This window comes from Colwellia meonggei, assembly GCF_057537295.1.
Genome location: NZ_BAAJLZ010000004.1, coordinates 39,431 through 57,357 on the forward strand (window position 1 = coordinate 39,431; position 17,927 = coordinate 57,357).

The 17,927-nt window shown below is 39.8% G+C and carries 13 protein-coding genes; 6 read left to right on the plus strand and 7 right to left on the minus strand.

All coding sequences use genetic code 11. The features are described from left to right. Positions 1-17 precede the first annotated feature (17 nt). The 4 genes from ruvX to rsmE all read right to left on the minus strand — a co-directional run bounded on the left by ruvX (position 18) and on the right by rsmE (position 2,886). A complete protein-coding gene (ruvX, locus tag AC27E9_RS11085; RefSeq protein WP_487130153.1) occupies positions 18-458 on the minus strand; it encodes a Holliday junction resolvase RuvX in 441 nt (146 codons plus the stop codon). Then, positions 458-1,012 (minus strand): YqgE/AlgH family protein, encoded by a 555-nt coding sequence (locus AC27E9_RS11090; RefSeq protein ID WP_487130155.1) that lies wholly within the window; start codon positions 1,010-1,012, stop codon positions 458-460. Before AC27E9_RS11090 ends, ruvX begins: the two co-directional genes overlap by 1 nt. A gap of 62 nt (positions 1,013-1,074) precedes the next feature. Further along, positions 1,075-2,031, minus strand: coding sequence for a glutathione synthase (gene gshB / locus AC27E9_RS11095; RefSeq protein WP_487130157.1), 957 nt, complete (start codon positions 2,029-2,031; stop codon positions 1,075-1,077). A 96-nt stretch (positions 2,032-2,127) separates the two neighbouring features. Beyond that, on the minus strand, positions 2,128-2,886 hold the full coding sequence (gene rsmE / locus AC27E9_RS11100) for a 16S rRNA (uracil(1498)-N(3))-methyltransferase (protein WP_487130159.1): 759 nt from the start codon (positions 2,884-2,886) through the stop codon (positions 2,128-2,130). 404 nt (positions 2,887-3,290) lie between these two features. Here rsmE and AC27E9_RS11105 point away from each other — a divergent pair, with 404 nt between their 5' ends. Next, on the plus strand, positions 3,291-4,484 hold the full coding sequence (locus tag AC27E9_RS11105; RefSeq protein WP_487130161.1) for an efflux RND transporter periplasmic adaptor subunit: 1,194 nt from the start codon (positions 3,291-3,293) through the stop codon (positions 4,482-4,484). A 10-nt stretch (positions 4,485-4,494) separates the two neighbouring features. Beyond that, positions 4,495-7,620 carry an efflux RND transporter permease subunit gene (locus tag AC27E9_RS11110; RefSeq protein ID WP_487130162.1) on the plus strand — a complete coding sequence of 1,042 codons (3,126 nt, stop codon included), beginning with the start codon at positions 4,495-4,497 and terminating at the stop codon, positions 7,618-7,620. Positions 7,621-7,732: 112 nt separating this feature from the next. On the opposite strand, the gene gcvT is transcribed toward AC27E9_RS11110, so the two are convergent. The 3 genes from gcvT to AC27E9_RS11125 form a co-directional block, all read right to left on the minus strand. Next, the gene (gcvT, locus tag AC27E9_RS11115; protein WP_487130164.1) at positions 7,733-8,860 is read right to left on the minus strand and encodes a glycine cleavage system aminomethyltransferase GcvT; all 1,128 of its coding nucleotides are present in this window, start codon (positions 8,858-8,860) and stop codon (positions 7,733-7,735) included. 61 nt (positions 8,861-8,921) lie between these two features. Next, positions 8,922-10,304 (minus strand): alanine/glycine:cation symporter family protein, encoded by a 1,383-nt coding sequence (locus tag AC27E9_RS11120; protein ID WP_487130166.1) that lies wholly within the window; start codon positions 10,302-10,304, stop codon positions 8,922-8,924. A 531-nt stretch (positions 10,305-10,835) separates the two neighbouring features. Further along, positions 10,836-11,465 carry a helix-turn-helix domain-containing protein gene (locus AC27E9_RS11125; RefSeq protein WP_487130168.1) on the minus strand — a complete coding sequence of 210 codons (630 nt, stop codon included), beginning with the start codon at positions 11,463-11,465 and terminating at the stop codon, positions 10,836-10,838. Positions 11,466-11,694: 229 nt separating this feature from the next. Between AC27E9_RS11125 and AC27E9_RS11130 the strand changes: the two genes are divergently transcribed. The 4 genes from AC27E9_RS11130 (at position 11,695) to gcvP (ending at position 17,846) form a co-directional block, all read left to right on the plus strand. Continuing rightward, on the plus strand, positions 11,695-13,062 hold the full coding sequence (locus tag AC27E9_RS11130; RefSeq protein ID WP_487130170.1) for an L-serine ammonia-lyase: 1,368 nt from the start codon (positions 11,695-11,697) through the stop codon (positions 13,060-13,062). A 77-nt stretch (positions 13,063-13,139) separates the two neighbouring features. Beyond that, on the plus strand, positions 13,140-14,435 hold the full coding sequence (locus tag AC27E9_RS11135) for a serine hydroxymethyltransferase (RefSeq protein WP_487130172.1): 1,296 nt from the start codon (positions 13,140-13,142) through the stop codon (positions 14,433-14,435). A 104-nt stretch (positions 14,436-14,539) separates the two neighbouring features. After that, on the plus strand, positions 14,540-14,926 hold the full coding sequence (gene gcvH / locus AC27E9_RS11140; RefSeq protein ID WP_487130174.1) for a glycine cleavage system protein GcvH: 387 nt from the start codon (positions 14,540-14,542) through the stop codon (positions 14,924-14,926). A gap of 58 nt (positions 14,927-14,984) precedes the next feature. Then, positions 14,985-17,846, plus strand: coding sequence for an aminomethyl-transferring glycine dehydrogenase (gene gcvP / locus AC27E9_RS11145; RefSeq protein WP_487130176.1), 2,862 nt, complete (start codon positions 14,985-14,987; stop codon positions 17,844-17,846). Positions 17,847-17,927: the final 81 nt, after the last annotated feature.

The window sequence follows — 17,927 nt, forward strand, 5'->3', positions numbered from 1 at the left end:
GGTTAGTGAGCAAATATTTAACCGTACTGGCTTTCAAAATAGCTTTCAATAATCAATTTTGCGGATTCAGCATCGATATTATCTTTCTTAAGATTACGATAACCGCCTTGAGAAAATAATGCTTCTTTTGCTGTTGCTGTGGTAAGTCTTTCATCTTGGAATTCAACTTTGACCCCAAAACGTCCTGAGACTCGATTGCCAAATTTCTTTGCGTCTAAGGTCAACTGTTGCTCGCTACCGTCCATGTTCAATGGTAAACCTACAACAATAAAATCAGGTTGCCATTCTTTGAGGAATTTGGCCATGCTTTCCCAATGTGGTATACCATCATTAGCTTTAACTGAACCTATAGGTGATGCAGAGCCTGTAAGTTCTTGACCGACCGCTACGCCAATATATTTTTTTCCAAAATCAAACCCTAATACTGTGCGTTCGCCAACCGGTGTTTTACTTGCCATTATGCGTGTCCAACTTCTTGAGATAAGTGTGCTATGTCGATTCCTAACATATCGGTTGCCTTTTTCCAGCGCTGTTCAATTGGTGTATTAAATAATATTTCTTCATCAGCAGGTGTGATCAGCCAAGAGTTTTCCTTTATTTCTTCTTCTAATTGCCCAGGCCCCCAGCCGGCATAGCCAAGGGTGACCATATACTTTTCAGGTGCTTCTTCGGTGCCTAATGCCATTAGAATATCTTTAGAGGTGGTGATCATAACTTCATCACTTAACGCAAGAGAGCTTTTCCATCCTGATTGTGTACTATGCAAAACGAACCCGCGATCTTGTGAAACCGGGCCGCCAGTCAACACTTGTTGATCTAATTCTGGTACGTCAATTTTCTCTTCATCTATTTGGGTTAATAGCTCATTAAGGGATACATTAATCGGTAAGTTGATGATTAAGCCCATCGCCCCTTCGGCGTTATGTTCACAGATATAAGTAACGGTTTTATTAAAATAAGAGTCATCTAAACTTGGCATAGCGATTAATAATTGATTTTCTAAACTATTCATATAATTCCCCTGTTAATAATAAAATGAAGTTGATTAGCGCTGTTTACACAGCGCATAAACTACTAGTTTTTGCGGGTAATATTTTGTTCAATAGCATCCATTAACTTACCGCTAATGTTTATTGGGTATGCGGCTTCAATCTCTCGAATACAGGTTGGGCTAGTAACATTAATCTCAGTGACTTTATCACCAATAACATCAAGGCCAACAAAAAATAAGCCACGTTTTTTCAGTTCTGGTGCAATAGTTTCAGCAATAAATTTATCGCTAGCACTTAAAGGGCGGGCTTCACCTCGACCACCAGCGGCTAAATTGCCACGGGTTTCACCTTGTGCAGGAATACGTGCCAAGCAATATGGCATAGGTTCACCGTTAACAATTAATATTCGTTTATCACCATCAACAATTTCAGGCATGTACTCTTGAACCATAGCATATTGTGTGGAATGTGCGGTTAATGTTTCAAGAATAACACCGACATTAGGGTCGTTTTCACCAATGCGAAAAATTGATGAGCCACCCATACCGTCAAGTGGTTTGATAATGATATCTTTATTCTCATTATGGAATTCACGTATTTTCTGATTATTACGAGTAACTAATGTTTTTGGCGTTAGTTCAGGGAACCATGCAGTAAAAAGTTTTTCATTACAATCACGTAAACTCTGTGGTTTATTAACGATTAACGTTCCTGCAATTTCGGCACGTTCTAACATATATGTTGCGTAAATAAATTCAGTATCAAATGGTGGATCTTTGCGCATCAACACTGCATCTAAATCAGCAACGTTAATGTCTTCTTGCTCATTTAATTCATACCAGTGTTCAGGATCATTAAATACTTTTACTTTTGCTGTGGTCGCACGACAAACACCTTGCTCTAAATAAAGATCTTGCATCTCCATGTAGTAAATTTCATAACCACGTGCTTGTGCTTCAAGCATCATTGCCATTGAAGAATCTTTTTTTACATTGACCTCTGAAATAGGGTCCATAACAACGCCAATTTTTATGCTCATGCTTTTTCCTATTGTTTACTTTGAGAAATACCTAGGTATTTTAAGTGTTTATTCATCGCCAAAACATGCATTCTGGCGTGCTAGTTTAACGTTCAACTAAGTTAAGTCACCGTAGCGGCATTGTAATACTGTGATTGCTGTTAATGCCGCTGTTTCTGTTCTCAAGACTCGTGGCCCTAACAAAACATCATGAAATCCAGCATCTTTCGCGCGTACTATTTCATTGTCACTTAAACCACCTTCAGGGCCAATTAATAAACGTACGCGCTGGTTTTCTATCGGTAAACTCATAATTGAGTGTTGGGCTTTCGGGTGTAAATTTAGTTTAAGTGCATTTGTCTCTTGTTTTAGCCAATCATCTAAATAAATAGCTTGTTCAACAATTGGGACCGTGCAACGACCACTTTGTTCACAAGCACTGATGACTATTTTTTGCCATTGCTCTCTTTTTTTCTCTAGTCGTTCGCCAGTGAGTTTTACACCGCAACGTTCCGTGAAAATTGGTGTAATGGTATTAACGCCAAGCTCAACGGATTTTTGTAAAGTGAAATCCATACGCTCACCGCGTGAAATACCCTGGCCTAGATGTATATTTAACGGTGATTCATTAGCGATTAAGTTTTTGCTTATGATTTCAATATCAGCACGTTTTTTAGCAACATTGCATAACTTTGCTTGGTATTCATAATAACCAGGCTGCTCGGCATCATTTTCAATTTTACCGTTAAATAAGGTAATAGTATCGCCATCTTTTAGGCGCAGCACCCTTACCGTGTGGCCAAATGCATCTTCACTTAATGGTTGCGTTTGGCCAACACTAAATGTTTGTTCTTGGTAAATTCTTGGATTACGCATTAATAATTTCCATTGTTATACATTTTGCACAGGTAAAATATCATTTAGTTTTGCTTAACTTGCTATAAATCGTTGAGCTATGTCCTAGTTATAAGCCAGTAAATAAGGGCAACTTACCTAAATTTCAATTGTCTATAAGAAAAAATAGTCTTTAATTGATGTTAAAGGGCAAAAGAAAATTTAGCATCATTACTCTATTAGATAATTAGTTGATTGCTCAGATACCGTGTAATGTAAAGATTTTATGGTGAGCTATTTTCTTCGTACGCAGATAAATTGCATAAAATGTTGCTTAAATTACAAATGTTTACGATATTTAATTTAGTGTACTGTATTATAGTTTTAATTATAAAAATAAAGCTGAATTTTGGCTTACTTAGCTATACATTTAAAGGAGTTAGTTGATGCCCATTCAACTGAATAATTTATTGAAGTTTTCACCATTACGTATTGTAAAACGTATTGCAATCCTTACCACATTATTAGCTGTATCAGCTTGCGGTCAAAAAGAGCAAATCGCTCAAAAAGCACCACCGCCAGCAGTGTCAACTTATGTTGTTTCAATGGATAAAATCGGTGATTACCGAGAATTTGTCGCACGTACTGTTGCATCAAAAGAAGTTGAATTAACAGCACGCGTTGAAGGTGAACTTGTTGAACGTTTATTTAAAGAAGGCGCCATCGTTGAAAAAGATCAAATTCTCCTAAAAATTGATCCAACCACCTACATTACCGCTTTAGAGTCGGCAAAAGCTGATTTAACCAGTAAAGTTGCTGGCGCACAGGGCGCTGCACGTGATTTGAAACGCGGTAAAGAAGTTGCGGGGCAAGGGTATATTTCACAATCTGATTTAGATAAGTTAATCACTAATGATTCACAGGCAAAAGCAGCGGTTAATGTTGCTAAAGCCGCATTAGAGCAAGCTGAACTAAATTTAAGTTACACAACTATTAGCGCACCATTTGCTGGGCACATAGGTAAAGTGAATTTTAGTGTTGGTAATATCGTAAGCCCAGCTAGTGGTTCTATCGCAACGTTAACGTCAACCAATCCAATGTACGTGAGCTTTGGTGTCGAAGAAAGCGAATTTATTTCGTATTTGCAAGGCAAGAAAGCGAATAAAGGCGGTGTAAAAGGTGAGTTAGACCTTAGTTTACGCCTACCTAATAACACCACGTATGCTGAAAAAGGCGAAATTATTTTTGCAGATACAAAAATAGAGCAGGGCATGGGCACAGTTGAGTTACGAGCAATTTTCCAAAACCCGGACGATATTATTCTACCAGGTCTATTTGTTACTCTAGTTGCAGAAAGTAAAGATAAAAAAGAAATGGCATTAATTCCACAAGCCTCTGTACAAGAAAACCAACAAGGTAAATTTGTTTTAGTTGTTGATGAGCAAAACAAAGTTGCACAACGAATTGTGACCTTGGGCCGTCGTATAAATGCAATGTGGTTAGTAGAGTCTGGTTTGAAAGAAAATGAGCGAGTCATTATTGAAGGTTTACAAAAAGTGCGAAATGGTATTGAAGTAGGGCCAGTTGAGAAACGTGTTGACCCTATAACGGGTGTTATTTCTGATTATTTGACACAGTAAGGGGCAACTAATGATAAGTAAAACCTTTATCAATAGACCTAAGTTTGCCTTTGTTATTTCAATACTGATTACACTGGCTGGCTTTATTGCAATGTTGTTATTGCCGGTTAATATGTACCCACAAATTACACCGCCACAAATAGAAATTACGGCCGTGTATCCTGGTGCTAGTGCGCAAGTGGTTGAAGAGTCGGTGATCAGACCCATTGAAGAGCAGGTTAATGGTGTAGAAGATATGCTCTATATCGAATCAACTGCATCCAATAATGGTACCGCGACTATTACCGTATTTTTCAAAGTTGGTATTGATGGTGATATTGCACAAGTTAATGTGCAAAACCGAGTTGCACTTGCACAAAGCTCATTACCAAGTGAGGTAACTAAACAAGGTGTTAGCGTAAAAACTAAATCTAGTGCGATGTTAATGGCAATTACGCTGTTTTCAGAACAAGAGAATATCGATCAGTTATTTTTAAGTAACTATGCAACAAACTACTTAACTGAGCCATTAGGTCGAATTCCAGGTGTTGCTGCAGCAAGTGTAATGGGTGAAATGAGCTATAGCATGCGTGCTTGGTTAAACCCTGACCGTATGACATCTTTAGGTATCACTGTCGCTGAAGTACAACAAGCACTACAAGAGCAAAACTTAATTGTTGCTGCTGGTAAATTAGGGGCCAGCCCAGCATTACCAAATCAACAATTTGAATATTCAATTCAGGCTAAAGGGCGCTTGAAAACTCCCGAAGAGTTTGGGCAAACTATTATTCGCTCTAATTCAAATAGCAAATTTATTCGCTTAGCTGATATTGCTCGTCTTGAACTAGGCTCTGAAAATTATGGTATACAAGCACGATTAAATGGCGCTGAAACAGCTTTCTTAGTTATTTATCAGTTACCTGATGCCAATGCAACTGAGGTTGCTGCACAAGTTAAATTGGCCATGGAAGAGTTATCACAACGTTTTCCTGATGGTCTAGAATATGCGATTCCTTATGACACTACTGAGTTTATTGTTCGCTCGATAGAAGAAGTACAAGTAACCCTATATCAAGCTGTTGGTTTAGTTATTTTAGTAGTATTTCTATTCCTGCAAAATTGGCGGGCGACGATAATTCCCTCTATTGCAATTCCTGTATCCTTAATTGGTACTTTTGCTTTCATGCAATTGATGGGATATTCAATTAATACCATTACATTATTTGGTTTAGTTTTAGCTATTGGTATTGTGGTGGATGATGCCATTATCGTTATTGAAAATGTTGAACGTATTCTGAAAGAAGAAGGTCTGCCAATTAAAGAGGCGGTGTCAAAAGCAATGGAGCAAGTTTCAGGCCCTATCATTGCGACAACATTAGTTTTGCTGGCGGTATTTGTACCTGTGGCATTTATGCCAGGTATAACAGGTGAACTTTACAAACAATTCTCGGTTACTATTTCTTTTGCGGTACTAATATCCTCTATTAATGCTCTAACCTTAAGTCCTGCATTGTGTACGGTTTTATTAAGTGCTGAAAAAATGAAACCGATAGGGTGGTTACTGCCGTTTGAACGCTTAATTGGGCGAGGAACGGTTGCATACACTTCTGGTGTGAATTTCTTATTAAAGAGAGCCGCACGTGTTGGTGTTCTTGTGTTAATTATGTTTGGTGCCACTGCGTGGTTAACGAGTGAAGTGCCAACTGCATTTGTGCCAGGCGAAGATCAAGGCTATGTTTTTGTTGATGTTCAGTTACCTGATGCCGCATCAAGCAATAGAACAGAAGCGTTATTAGCTAAAATCACACCCATTATTAAGCAAGACCCAGCGGTAACTGATGTCATTATGGTTTCGGGTACGTCACTGTTAGGTGGTGCCGGTTCAAATAATGCTCTTGGTATTATCATGTTAAAAGACTGGGAAGAGCGTACATCGCCGGAGTTAAAGTTACGTGCGATTATTGGTCGCTTAATGGGGCAGTTATGGGCAATGCCTGATGCGCAAATTATGATCTTTAACCCTCCGCCAATTCCTGGTTTAGGTAACAGTTCTGGTTTTGAGTTTAAATTACAAGACAGTGAAGGCCGTAGTCCGGCAGATCTTGCACAGGTAATGAATGGCTTAATCTATGAGGCCAATCATCGCCCAGAGTTAAGTCGTGTATTTAGTACCTATCGCGCTAATGTACCGCAATACTTCTTAGAAGTTGACCGTAATAAAGCCAAAGCACAAGGTGTAGCGTTATCAGATATTTTTGTTACCCTGCAAGCTCAACTTGGCTCTATGTATGTTAATGACTTTAGCCAATTTGGTCGTACCTATAAAGTCACATTGCAGGCTGAGTCTGAATTTCGTAAGGACCCATCTGATTTACGTCATTACTACGTGAAAAATAATGCTGGTGAAATGGTGGCGTTAACAACGTTAGCTAAACTTGAGCCGATTCTTGGGCCAACAAGTATCACTCATTTTAACCTTTATCGTAGTGCTGCTATTAGTGGTCAAGCTGCACCGGGCTATTCTTCTGGTCAAGCTATTGCTGCGATGGAGGAGTTAGCGGCTAAATTACCACAAGGTTATGTTTTTGAATGGTCTGGTCAGTCTAAACAAGAAATTGAAGCGGGCAACTTAGCACCAATATTATTTGGCCTAGCGATAATTTTTGTTTACCTATTTTTAGTTGCACAATATGAGAGTTGGACCATACCATTCTCGGTTATTGCCGCAGTGCCATTAGCTATTTTTGGCGCTATGTTAACCTTATATACGGTTGGTATGGCTAACAATATTTATGCGCAAGTAGGGCTGATTCTTCTGATAGGTTTATCTACAAAAACGGCGATATTAATTGTTGAGTTTGCTATGGAACAAAGGGCTGCAGGCCATAGTATATTTGATGCTGCTTTAAATGCTGCACGCTTACGTTTTCGCGCAGTATTGATGACGGCCTTGTCATTCGTACTGGGTGTCTTACCGTTAGTGTTTGCATCAGGCGCTGGTGCCGGTAGTCGTGTTTCACTCGGCTTAACCGTATTAGCTGGCATGGTGGCAGCAACTATATTTGGTACTTTGCTAGTTCCTTATTTTTATATGATTATTCAACGTATGCGTGAATATATTAAAGGTGAGTCGGTAGCTGAAGCAAACAAAAGCTAAGGATAGTTTTTGGGAAATAAAAAAGCCGCTCATTGAGCGGCTTTTTTAATGGCTTATTGGTAACTAACTAAGCCATTGGTTGGTAGTCATTATTACTATTTAGCCACGGAACTTAACCACGATAGTAGCGTTGTGAAACAAATGGCATTCTTTGAATGAGCATAGGTAACTTTTTACCACGAACGTCAGCATAAATTTCAGTGTCTAAAACAGCATACTTGGTTTCTACATACCCCATAGCAATAGGAGCACCTTTACTAGGGCCAGCAGTACCACTGGTAACAATGCCAACTTTTTCATCATTGCTGTTATAAAGTTCAGCCCCTTCACGCACTGGAGCTTTGCCTAAGCCGACCATACCAATACGTTTACGTATTACGTCTTTTGTTACTATCTGATCTAGAATAATGTCCGCGCCAGGGAAACCACCAGCACGTGCACCGTCAGTACGACGTACTTTACTGATAGCCCATAAAAGGCTTGCTTCAACGGGTGTGGTTGTTTGGTCAATATCATGACCATATAAGCACAGGCCTGACTCTAGTCGTAAAGAGTCCCTTGCGCCAAGACCAATCCATTCTACTTCTTGCTCTGCTAATAGTAAGCGAGTAATTCTCTCCGCATGTTCAGCTGGAATTGAAATTTCAAAGCCATCTTCGCCGGTATAACCCGCACGGCCTATAATGCATTCAGCACCATCGAAATTTACAACACGTGAATCCATGAAAACCATATCAGCAGATTCTGGCAATAAGCGCTTCAGTACTTCGCCTGCTTTCGGTCCTTGTAGTGCAAGCAAAGCTCTACCTTCGAGTATTTCAATTTCTACATCTTCTGGTAAATGTTTTTGTAGATGTGCTATGTCTTGTGCCTTACAAGCGGCATTGACGACAACAAAAAGGTGATCGCCAAAATTACTGACCATTAAATCATCAAGTAACCCACCTTGTTCATTTGTAAAAAGTGCATAACGCTGTTTGCCTTCAGGCAGATCAATAATGTCTACCGGTACTAAGGTTTCTAAAGCTTTTGCCGCATTTTTTCCTACTAATTTTAATTGTCCCATATGAGAAACATCGAATAACCCAGCCTGTGAGCGGGTATGCAAATGCTCTTTCTTCACCCCCATGTCATATTGTACAGGCATTTCATAGCCAGCAAACGGTACCATTTTGCCACTCGCTTCAAGGTGAAGGTCGTAACACGGGGTTTTAAGTAGTTTTTGGTTTGATTGAGTCATAAGAGCTCCGTAAGCCGCCCGAATGGACGGCCTATAATATAGGATTAAGGGAAAAGAGGAGTTAGTCTGCTTGCTTTGTCATTTCGGCGGGCGCTTTACCGCCGCTAACAAAGTATTCACGGGTTAACTTAATAACAACAGGGCTTAATAGCACGATTGCGATTAAGTTAGGAATTGCCATTAGTGCATTCATAGTATCAGCAAGTAACCAAATGAACTCTAATGAGCCAATTGCCCCTACTGGCACAACAACAATCCAAAGTATACGGAATGGAATTATTGCCTTAACACCGAAGAAGTACTGCACACATTTCTCACCGTATACACTCCAACCTAAGATAGTTGTAAAAGCAAATACTGTCAGTGCGATTGCGACGATATAGTTACCAAAAGGAATTGCTGTAGCGAAAGCGTTCGAAGTTAATTCTGCACCAGTAGCGCCAGATGTCCATTCGCCAGAAACAATAATAGCTAAGCCGGTAATTGAACAAACGATTAAGGTATCAATAAATGTACCTAACATGCCAACAAGGCCTTGTGCTACAGGGTTGTTAGTTTTAGCGGCAGCATGAGCAATTGGTGCACTACCTAAACCAGCTTCGTTTGAGAAAACACCACGAGCGACACCAAAACGGATTGCAGCCCATACAGCAGCACCAGCAAAACCACCTTCAGCGGCTGTGGAAGTAAAAGCACTTTCAAAAATTAATGCGAATGCGGCAGGAATATCAGCAGCATGGATAATAAGTACGACAACACCAGCGCTGATGTAAAATACCGCCATAAGAGGTACAAGTTTACCTGCAACATCACCAATTCGTTTAATGCCACCCATTAATACTAAGCCAACAAGTATCATCAGAATAATACCCGTAGCCACAGGTGCTATTCCAAAGTTACTCTCAAGTGCATTGGCAACTGAATTGGTTTGAACGGTATTACCAATTCCAAAGGCAGCAACGGAGCCAAATAGTGCAAACGCGCCACCTAACCAACCCCAGCGACTCGATAAGCCGTTTTTAATATAGTACATTGGACCACCAGTGTGGTTACCATTTTCATCTACTTCACGGTAGCGAACTGCTAGCACTGCTTCAGCAAACTTAGTTGCCATACCAACCAAAGCGGTACACCACATCCAGAATAATGCACCTGGACCACCTAAGAAAATTGCCGTTGCAACACCTGCGATGTTACCTGTACCAATCGTTGCAGAAAGGGATGTCATCAATGCATTAAAAGGACTTATTTCTCCTTTAGCACTTTTATCTTCATCTGGTATACGACCACTCCAGAGCAACTTAAAACCGGTTCCTAACTTTAAAACTGGCATAAATCGTAAACTAACGGTTAAGAACAAACCGACGCCCAGTATCATGACAAGCATAGGAACACCCCACACAATACCATTTAGACTGGATATTAAACTCGTTAAAAATTCCATAATAACCTCATTACCTTGTTGTAATTTTATTTTTACTACCTGCTTTTTTTGCGGGTATTTCTGTGATTATTCTCTTAATCAGAAACGTTACTTTTCGTTTCCAATAGGAAACAAAGTAAATACTTAGGAAAAAATAAGCAACCTTTAATTACAGTTTATGCACATTTTTTTAACAACAAAATCAAAAAATACAATTAAAACAAAATCTTAATATTTTACTGAAAATTGTTATAAATTCTGCAAATGCGGCATTAATCAAATTTACTGCGTAAATATTCAAAAATCTTTATGTGATAGTTTGTTCGATTTGTTAATTAAGCTTTCTATTATGATTAGAGTATGGTTGAAGTTTTAAATGTTCACAGCAAAAAGCATAGCAAAGGTATTCATATGAAAGCGGCAATTTTTTAGGGAGGTCTTTTGTGATATTGCTTCGAGAAGGGCTTGTTTTTGTATTAAAACAAGCTATCTGATGTTTGTGATGGTGTTTATTTTTGTTTTAAATCAATGGTTTGTTTTGGTTTTTGAGTACTAATCTGCTGTTACCCAGAGAATAACGGCATCTTCTTCACTAACAGAGATAACTAAATGTCCCATGGTAGCGTCGTAATACACGTTGTCACCTTTACTTAGATTCATTGGCTCATAAAATTCAGTTAATAATTGAATTTCACCTTCTAATACCAATAAAAACTCTTCTCCTTCATGGCGAACCCACTCACCAAAGTCTTCAAAACTTCTCGCATAGACTCGGCTTTTGTATGGCATCATTTTTTTATTACGAAACTGTGTGGCAAGCAATTCATGTTCATACGTTGATGTTACATGCGACTTTCCTGAGCTCTTTAAAGTAATGTCTCTTCGCCCTGTTGCCTGTCTCGCTTTAGGTTTTGTAAAAAGCTGAGGTAGCTCTATATCAAGGCCTGTAGCCAATTTTTGCATAACAGTAAAGGTTGGAGATATTTGCTCATTCTCTATTTTTGATAATGTTGAACGGGCTAAACCAGTGCGTTTGCTGGCCTCTTCAAGAGTAAGCTTATTGTTGGTGCGTATGGCTTTCAATTGCGCACCGATCGTTATTTTTTCAACCGCGCGAACATTTTCTTGGCTGTCAGCCACTACCATAGAAGGGTATACATCTACTTTGTTTTGTTCACTCATTTTATTCACTAATTAAAAAAATACTGATGAGTTTAATTGTTACATATCCTGCGCGGGCAAAAAACCCGAAATAGTAAAAAATAAACAATTAGTAAAATCAACACTTAAGCTAATTTTTCATGGAAAAAGTTTCCAATAGGAAACAAAGTTGTTGAAAAGGAAAGTGGAGGCTGTTATGTTTTAAAAACGTTACGAAGTTGATCGTTTATGTAAATACCAAGGATAAGACATGGCACATAGTATTTTCGATTTATTTAAAATAGGTGTTGGACCTTCAAGTTCACACACCGTTGGACCTATGATTGCCGGTAACCGTTTTATCAAATTACTATCTAACTCGACTGCGTTAACTAAAACATCTCACCTACAAGTTAACTTATATGGTTCTCTTGCATTAACTGGAAAAGGTCATGCAACCGATATTGCGTCAACTTTAGGTTTGATGTCTCAATCACCAGACCTAGTTAATCCAGATAAAATTCCCGAGTTATTAAAAAATATTAAAGAAACGCAGCAATTACCGCTTTGCCGGAAAGATGATGTTGCTATTCGTTTTAATCCAAAAACTGACATTATTTTTAATTTTTCAGAATTTCTACCTGAACATCCCAATGGCATGACGATATCAGCCCTAAATGAAAGTGGAGAGGTAGTTTTACAGCAAACATATTTTTCAGTTGGTGGTGGTTTTGTTCTAGATAAGGAGCAACTTGGAACTGACGTTCAATTGTCGGTTTCTTTACCGTACCCATTTGAAAATGCCAAAGAGTTACTTGAACACTGCCAAGAAAATCAACGTTCAATTACGCAAATTATGTTGGCCAATGAGAAAGCGTTGGGCACTGATGATATTTTAGAAAAAATAGCGCAAATGTGGCAAGTAATGTCTGCGTGTATTGAACGTGGTATTGCTACAGGTGGTGTTTTACCTGGCAATTTGAAGCTAAAGCGACGCGCATATGATATGCATCAACGCCTTATTGGAACTAGTCAAGAAGAGCAGTTTGATACGCTTGATTGGGTAAACCTTTATGCCATGGCCGTTAATGAAGAAAATGCTGCTGGCGGCAGAGTGGTTACTGCACCGACTAATGGCGCAGCTGGAGTTATTCCTGCGGTTATTGCTTGGTTTCTCAAATTTAAAAGTAAAAACGATCAGCAAGGCATTATTGAGTTTATGACAACCGCTGCAGCCATAGGTTTACTTTATAAAAAGAATGCTTCGATATCTGCAGCTGAAGTGGGTTGCCAAGGTGAAATAGGAGTTGCTTGTTCAATGGCTGCGGCAGGCCTAACGGCTGCAATGGGGGGAACCCCTGAGCAAGTTGAAAATGCTGCAGAGATCGGAATGGAGCATAACTTGGGTTTAACCTGTGATCCTATCAATGGCTTAGTACAAGTGCCCTGTATTGAACGCAATACCATGGGAGCGTTAAAAGCGATTAATGCTAGTCGTTTAGCTATGCAGAGTGATGGCATACATCATGTACATCTTGATGATGTCATTAAAACCATGCATCAAACAGGTCTAGATATGATGAGCAAATATAAAGAAACCTCTCAAGGTGGTTTAGCTATAAACGTTGTTGCTTGTTAAACGAAATTATTGTCGGTTACTTCGACACATTCGCTAAGTGTTCAAATATTTAGCGGTTTAAATAAAGGATAGTAAAGATGAAAAGTCATTATACATCTCATGAATTAGAACAATTTTTTTCAGCTAAATTGCCTGACACGGATGGGGCGATACAAGTTGCTATTGATCTAGAAGTTAAGCGCCAAGAGCAACAAATCGAACTTATTGCCTCAGAGAATATTGTTTCTAAAGCGGTAATGGAAACACAAGGTACTGTACTCACTAATAAATATGCAGAAGGTTACCCAGGTCGTCGTTACTATGGTGGTTGTGAGCATGTCGATTTAGTTGAGAAGCTTGCAATTGACCGTGCAAAACAAATTTTTAGTGCTGAATATGTTAACGTTCAGCCTCATTCAGGTGCTCAAGCTAATGGTGCTGTTATGTTAGCGTTAGTGCAGCCTGGAGATACCATTTTAGGTATGTCACTAGATGCAGGTGGTCACCTAACCCACGGCGCACGCCCAGCACAATCAGGTAAGTGGTTTAACGCTATTCAATACGGCGTACGTAAAGATGATATGCGCATTGATTATGATGAAGTATTAGCCTTAGCTAAAGAGCATAAGCCTAAGCTTATCATCGCTGGTGGTTCAGCTATCCCACGCCAAATTGATTTTTCTCAATTTAGACAAATTGCCGATGAAGTTGGGGCACTATTAATGGTTGATATGGCACATATTGCCGGTTTAGTGGCAACTGGCCATCATCAAAACCCATTGCCGTATGCTGATATTGTCACCACAACAACCCATAAAACATTGCGTGGTCCGCGTGGTGGTTTGATTCTAACCAATGATGAAACTATTGCGAAGAAAATTAACTCTGCCGTTTTTCCTGGCTTACAAGGTGGCCCATTAATGCATGTTATTGCCGCCAAAGCCGTTGCTTTAGGTGAAGTGTTAGAGCCTGAATTTAATGCTTACATTAAAAATGTACTTAGCAATGCCAATGTACTTGCCGAAACGTTAAAAGAACGTGGATGCGATATCGTCACTGACGGTACAGACACTCATTTAATGTTGGTTGATTTAAGACCAAAAGGTTTGAAAGGCAATGCTGCGGAAGAAAGTTTAGAACGTGCCGGCATTACTTGTAATAAAAACGGCATCCCATTTGATCCTGAAAAACCTATGGTGACATCGGGTATTCGCTTAGGAACACCAGCTGGTACCAGTCGAGGTTTTGGTAACGATGAATTTGAATTAATTGGTCAGTTAATTGGTGACGTACTGGATGGCTTAGTTACCAATCCAGATGATAATAGTGTTGCAGAAAAAAAAGCTCTACAACATGTCAAAGCGCTATGCGAGAAATTTCCCTTGTATAGCTAATCACTTAATGAACTAAAGCAGAGCTTTAGTTCACTTCTCACCCCTTTATTTATGGCGATAAATCATTGCCAGGGGAGAGTCATCACTAAATTTTGGAGTCTGTTATGAGCACAGTAGAAAAAAATTATAAATTTGCCGCCAGTCACGAATGGGTAAAAGACAATGGCGATGGCACAGTAACACTTGGTATTTCAAGCCATGCGCAAGAGTTATTAGGTGATGTGGTTTTTGTCGAGCTTCCTGAAGAAGGCGACACCATTACCGCTGGAGAAAGCTTCTCACTTGTTGAGTCAGTTAAAGCTGCATCAGATGTTTATGCGCCTGTGTCAGGAGAAGTTATTGCGGTTAATGAAGAGCTTGATGATAGCCCGGAGCTCATTAACGAAGCGTCTTTTACTGAAGGTTGGATAGCTAAAGTACGACTTTCTGCACCCGCACAGCTTGATGAATTACTTGATAGCACCGCTTATTACGAGGCTGTTGAAGAGTAACTTCTTCACCCATCTAACAATAACAAGACATTAGCTCAATGGGGCTTTTGGAGTAATTATGAGTAATGAAAGTTTACTAGCGCAATTAGGTGATGATTTAGATTTTATTGGTCGCCACAACGGCCCAAACCTTAAGCAAAAACAGTATATGTTAAGTGCGTTAGGTTTTGAATCAATTGATAAGTTAATTGATGAAACTGTACCTGAAAATATTCGCCTTCATCAACCTATGTCACTTGAAAAGCCCTTAAGTGAAGTCGACATGCTAGCAAAACTACAAGTGATTGCGGCAAAAAATCAAGTAAACAAAACTTATATTGGTCAAGGTTATTATGACACCCATGTGCCTAATGTAATTTTACGCAACGTTTTTGAAAATCCAGGTTGGTATACCGCTTATACACCATATCAACCTGAAATATCGCAAGGACGATTAGAAGCGCTATTAAATTACCAGCAAATGATCACTGACCTCACCGCGATGGAATTATCAAATGCTTCTTTGCTTGATGAAGCTACTGCGGCGGCTGAAGCGATGAGTCTCTGTAAGCGAGCAGGTAAAAATAAAAGCAATAGCTTCTTTGTTAGTGATGATGTACACCCACAAACTTTAGGTGTTATTCGAACTCGCGCTCAGTATTTTTCATTTGAGATAATTGTGGCTCCTTGTCATGAGCTCGAACAACACGACGTATTTGGCGCTTTATTGCAATATCCTGGCACTACCGGTCAAGTTCACAATTTAGAAGCATTAATTACACAAGCACATAGTAAAAAGACACTAGTTGCCGTAGCAACAGATTTGTTGGCATTAACCGTTTTAAAGGCACCTGGTGAAATTGGCGCTGATGTTGTGATAGGTAGTGCACAACGATTTGGTGTTCCTATAGGGTATGGTGGTCCTCATGCCGCATTTATGGCCACCAGTGAAAAATATAAACGTACCATTCCAGGGCGCGTTATTGGTGTGTCAATTGATAGTAAAGGCAAGCCTGGTTTACGCATGGCGATGCAAACACGTGAGCAGCATATTCGACGTGAAAAAGCCAATTCCAATATTTGTACGGCCCAGGCCTTACTTGCTAATATGGCATCATTTTTTGCTGTCTATCATGGTCCTGATGGTTTGAAAAAAATTGCACGTCGCGTAAATCGTCTAACGTCAATTTTAGCTAAAGGCTTGCAACAAGCAGGGATTAGCCTAGTACATGAGCAATTCTTTGACACTATTACCTTACAAACCAATGAAAATACTGGTGCTATATATCAACGAGCACTTGACCAAGGTCTTAATTTACGCAGATTACCTGAACAATTAGGTATCAGTATTGATGAAACCACAACGGCTGCAGACATTGAGCTTTTATTGCTAGTTATCACTGAGCAAACAATAGCAGTCAGCGAAATAGAGCCGTTGTTGACGGAAGAATTTTCTTATATACCGGAAGAGTGCCGTCGTAAAAGTGAATTTTTAACCCACCCAGTTTTTAATAGTTATCATAGTGAAACACGGATGTTGCGTTATATGAAAAGTCTTGAAAATAAAGACTTTTCATTAACTCACGGTATGATCCCACTAGGCTCATGTACTATGAAGCTTAATGCCACCGCACAAATGATCCCGGTGACTTGGCCAGAATTCTCTCGAATGCACCCTTATGCACCAGAGGAGCAATGTTTAGGCTACCGAGCATTATCAGAAAGCCTAAGCGCAATGTTGTGCAGCGTTACCGGCTACGATGCTTTTTCGTTACAACCCAATTCTGGAGCGCAAGGTGAATATGCTGGACTAATTGCGATTCAGCGCTATCACGCTTCTCGTGGTGATCATCATCGTAATATTTGTCTTATTCCAAGTTCTGCACACGGTACTAACCCTGCAAGTGCGGCAATGGTATCAATGCGTATTGTCATTGTTGCTTGTGACAAACTAGGCAATGTCGATATGGATGATTTGGCTAGCAAAATTGCACTACACAAAGAGCAATTAGCGGCAATTATGATCACATACCCGTCCACTCATGGCGTGTATGAAGAAAGTATTAAAGAAATATGTCAACAAGTGCATGACGCTGGCGGTCAAGTCTATTTAGATGGTGCCAACATGAATGCACAAGTGGGCATTACATCGCCGGGCTTTATTGGCTCTGATGTTTCTCATTTAAATTTGCATAAAACCTTTTGTATCCCTCACGGTGGCGGTGGTCCTGGCATGGGACCAATTGGTGTTAAATCTCACTTAGCTGAGTTTTTACCTGGCCATTGTACCGAAGGAACATATGGTGCGGTATCAGCAACAGCAATGGGCAGTGCTTCAATCTTACCTATTTCATGGGCGTATATTGCACTTATGGGAACCAAAGGCCTAACGGAAGCCACTGAGTTAGCAATTCTAAACGCTAATTACATCATGGAAAAGCTCAGCCCACATTATCCCGTGCTATTTAGAGGTAACAAAGGTCGAGTAGCGCATGAATGTATTATCGACTTAAGGCCACTAAAAGAGTCTTCAGGAATAAGTGAAGAGGATGTTGCTAAGCGTCTTATGGATTTTGGTTTCCATGCGCCAACCATGTCATTTCCTGTTGCTGGCACTTTGATGATTGAGCCAACAGAGAGTGAGTCACTTGAAGAGTTGGATAAGTTTATTGAAGCCATGGTTACCATACGCCATGAAATAGCGAAAGTTGAAGATGGCACTTGGTCTCTCGCCGATAACCCTTTAGTCAATGCCCCTCACACCCTAAGTGACCTAACCGAAGCTGAATGGCCACGCGCTTATTCACGCATGACGGCATGTTACCCAAGCAGTAGCCCTGACCAAGCCAAATTTTGGCCAACAACGAACCGAATTGACAATGTTTACGGCGATAGAAATTTAATTTGTGGTTGTCCGAGTATCGACAATTACATCGATTAATAACAGTGCCTACCGGCGCGATTAAAGAAAAGAAATAAAGTGCTTAGCACTGAAGTTTCTAATAACTGGAAAACTGAGGAA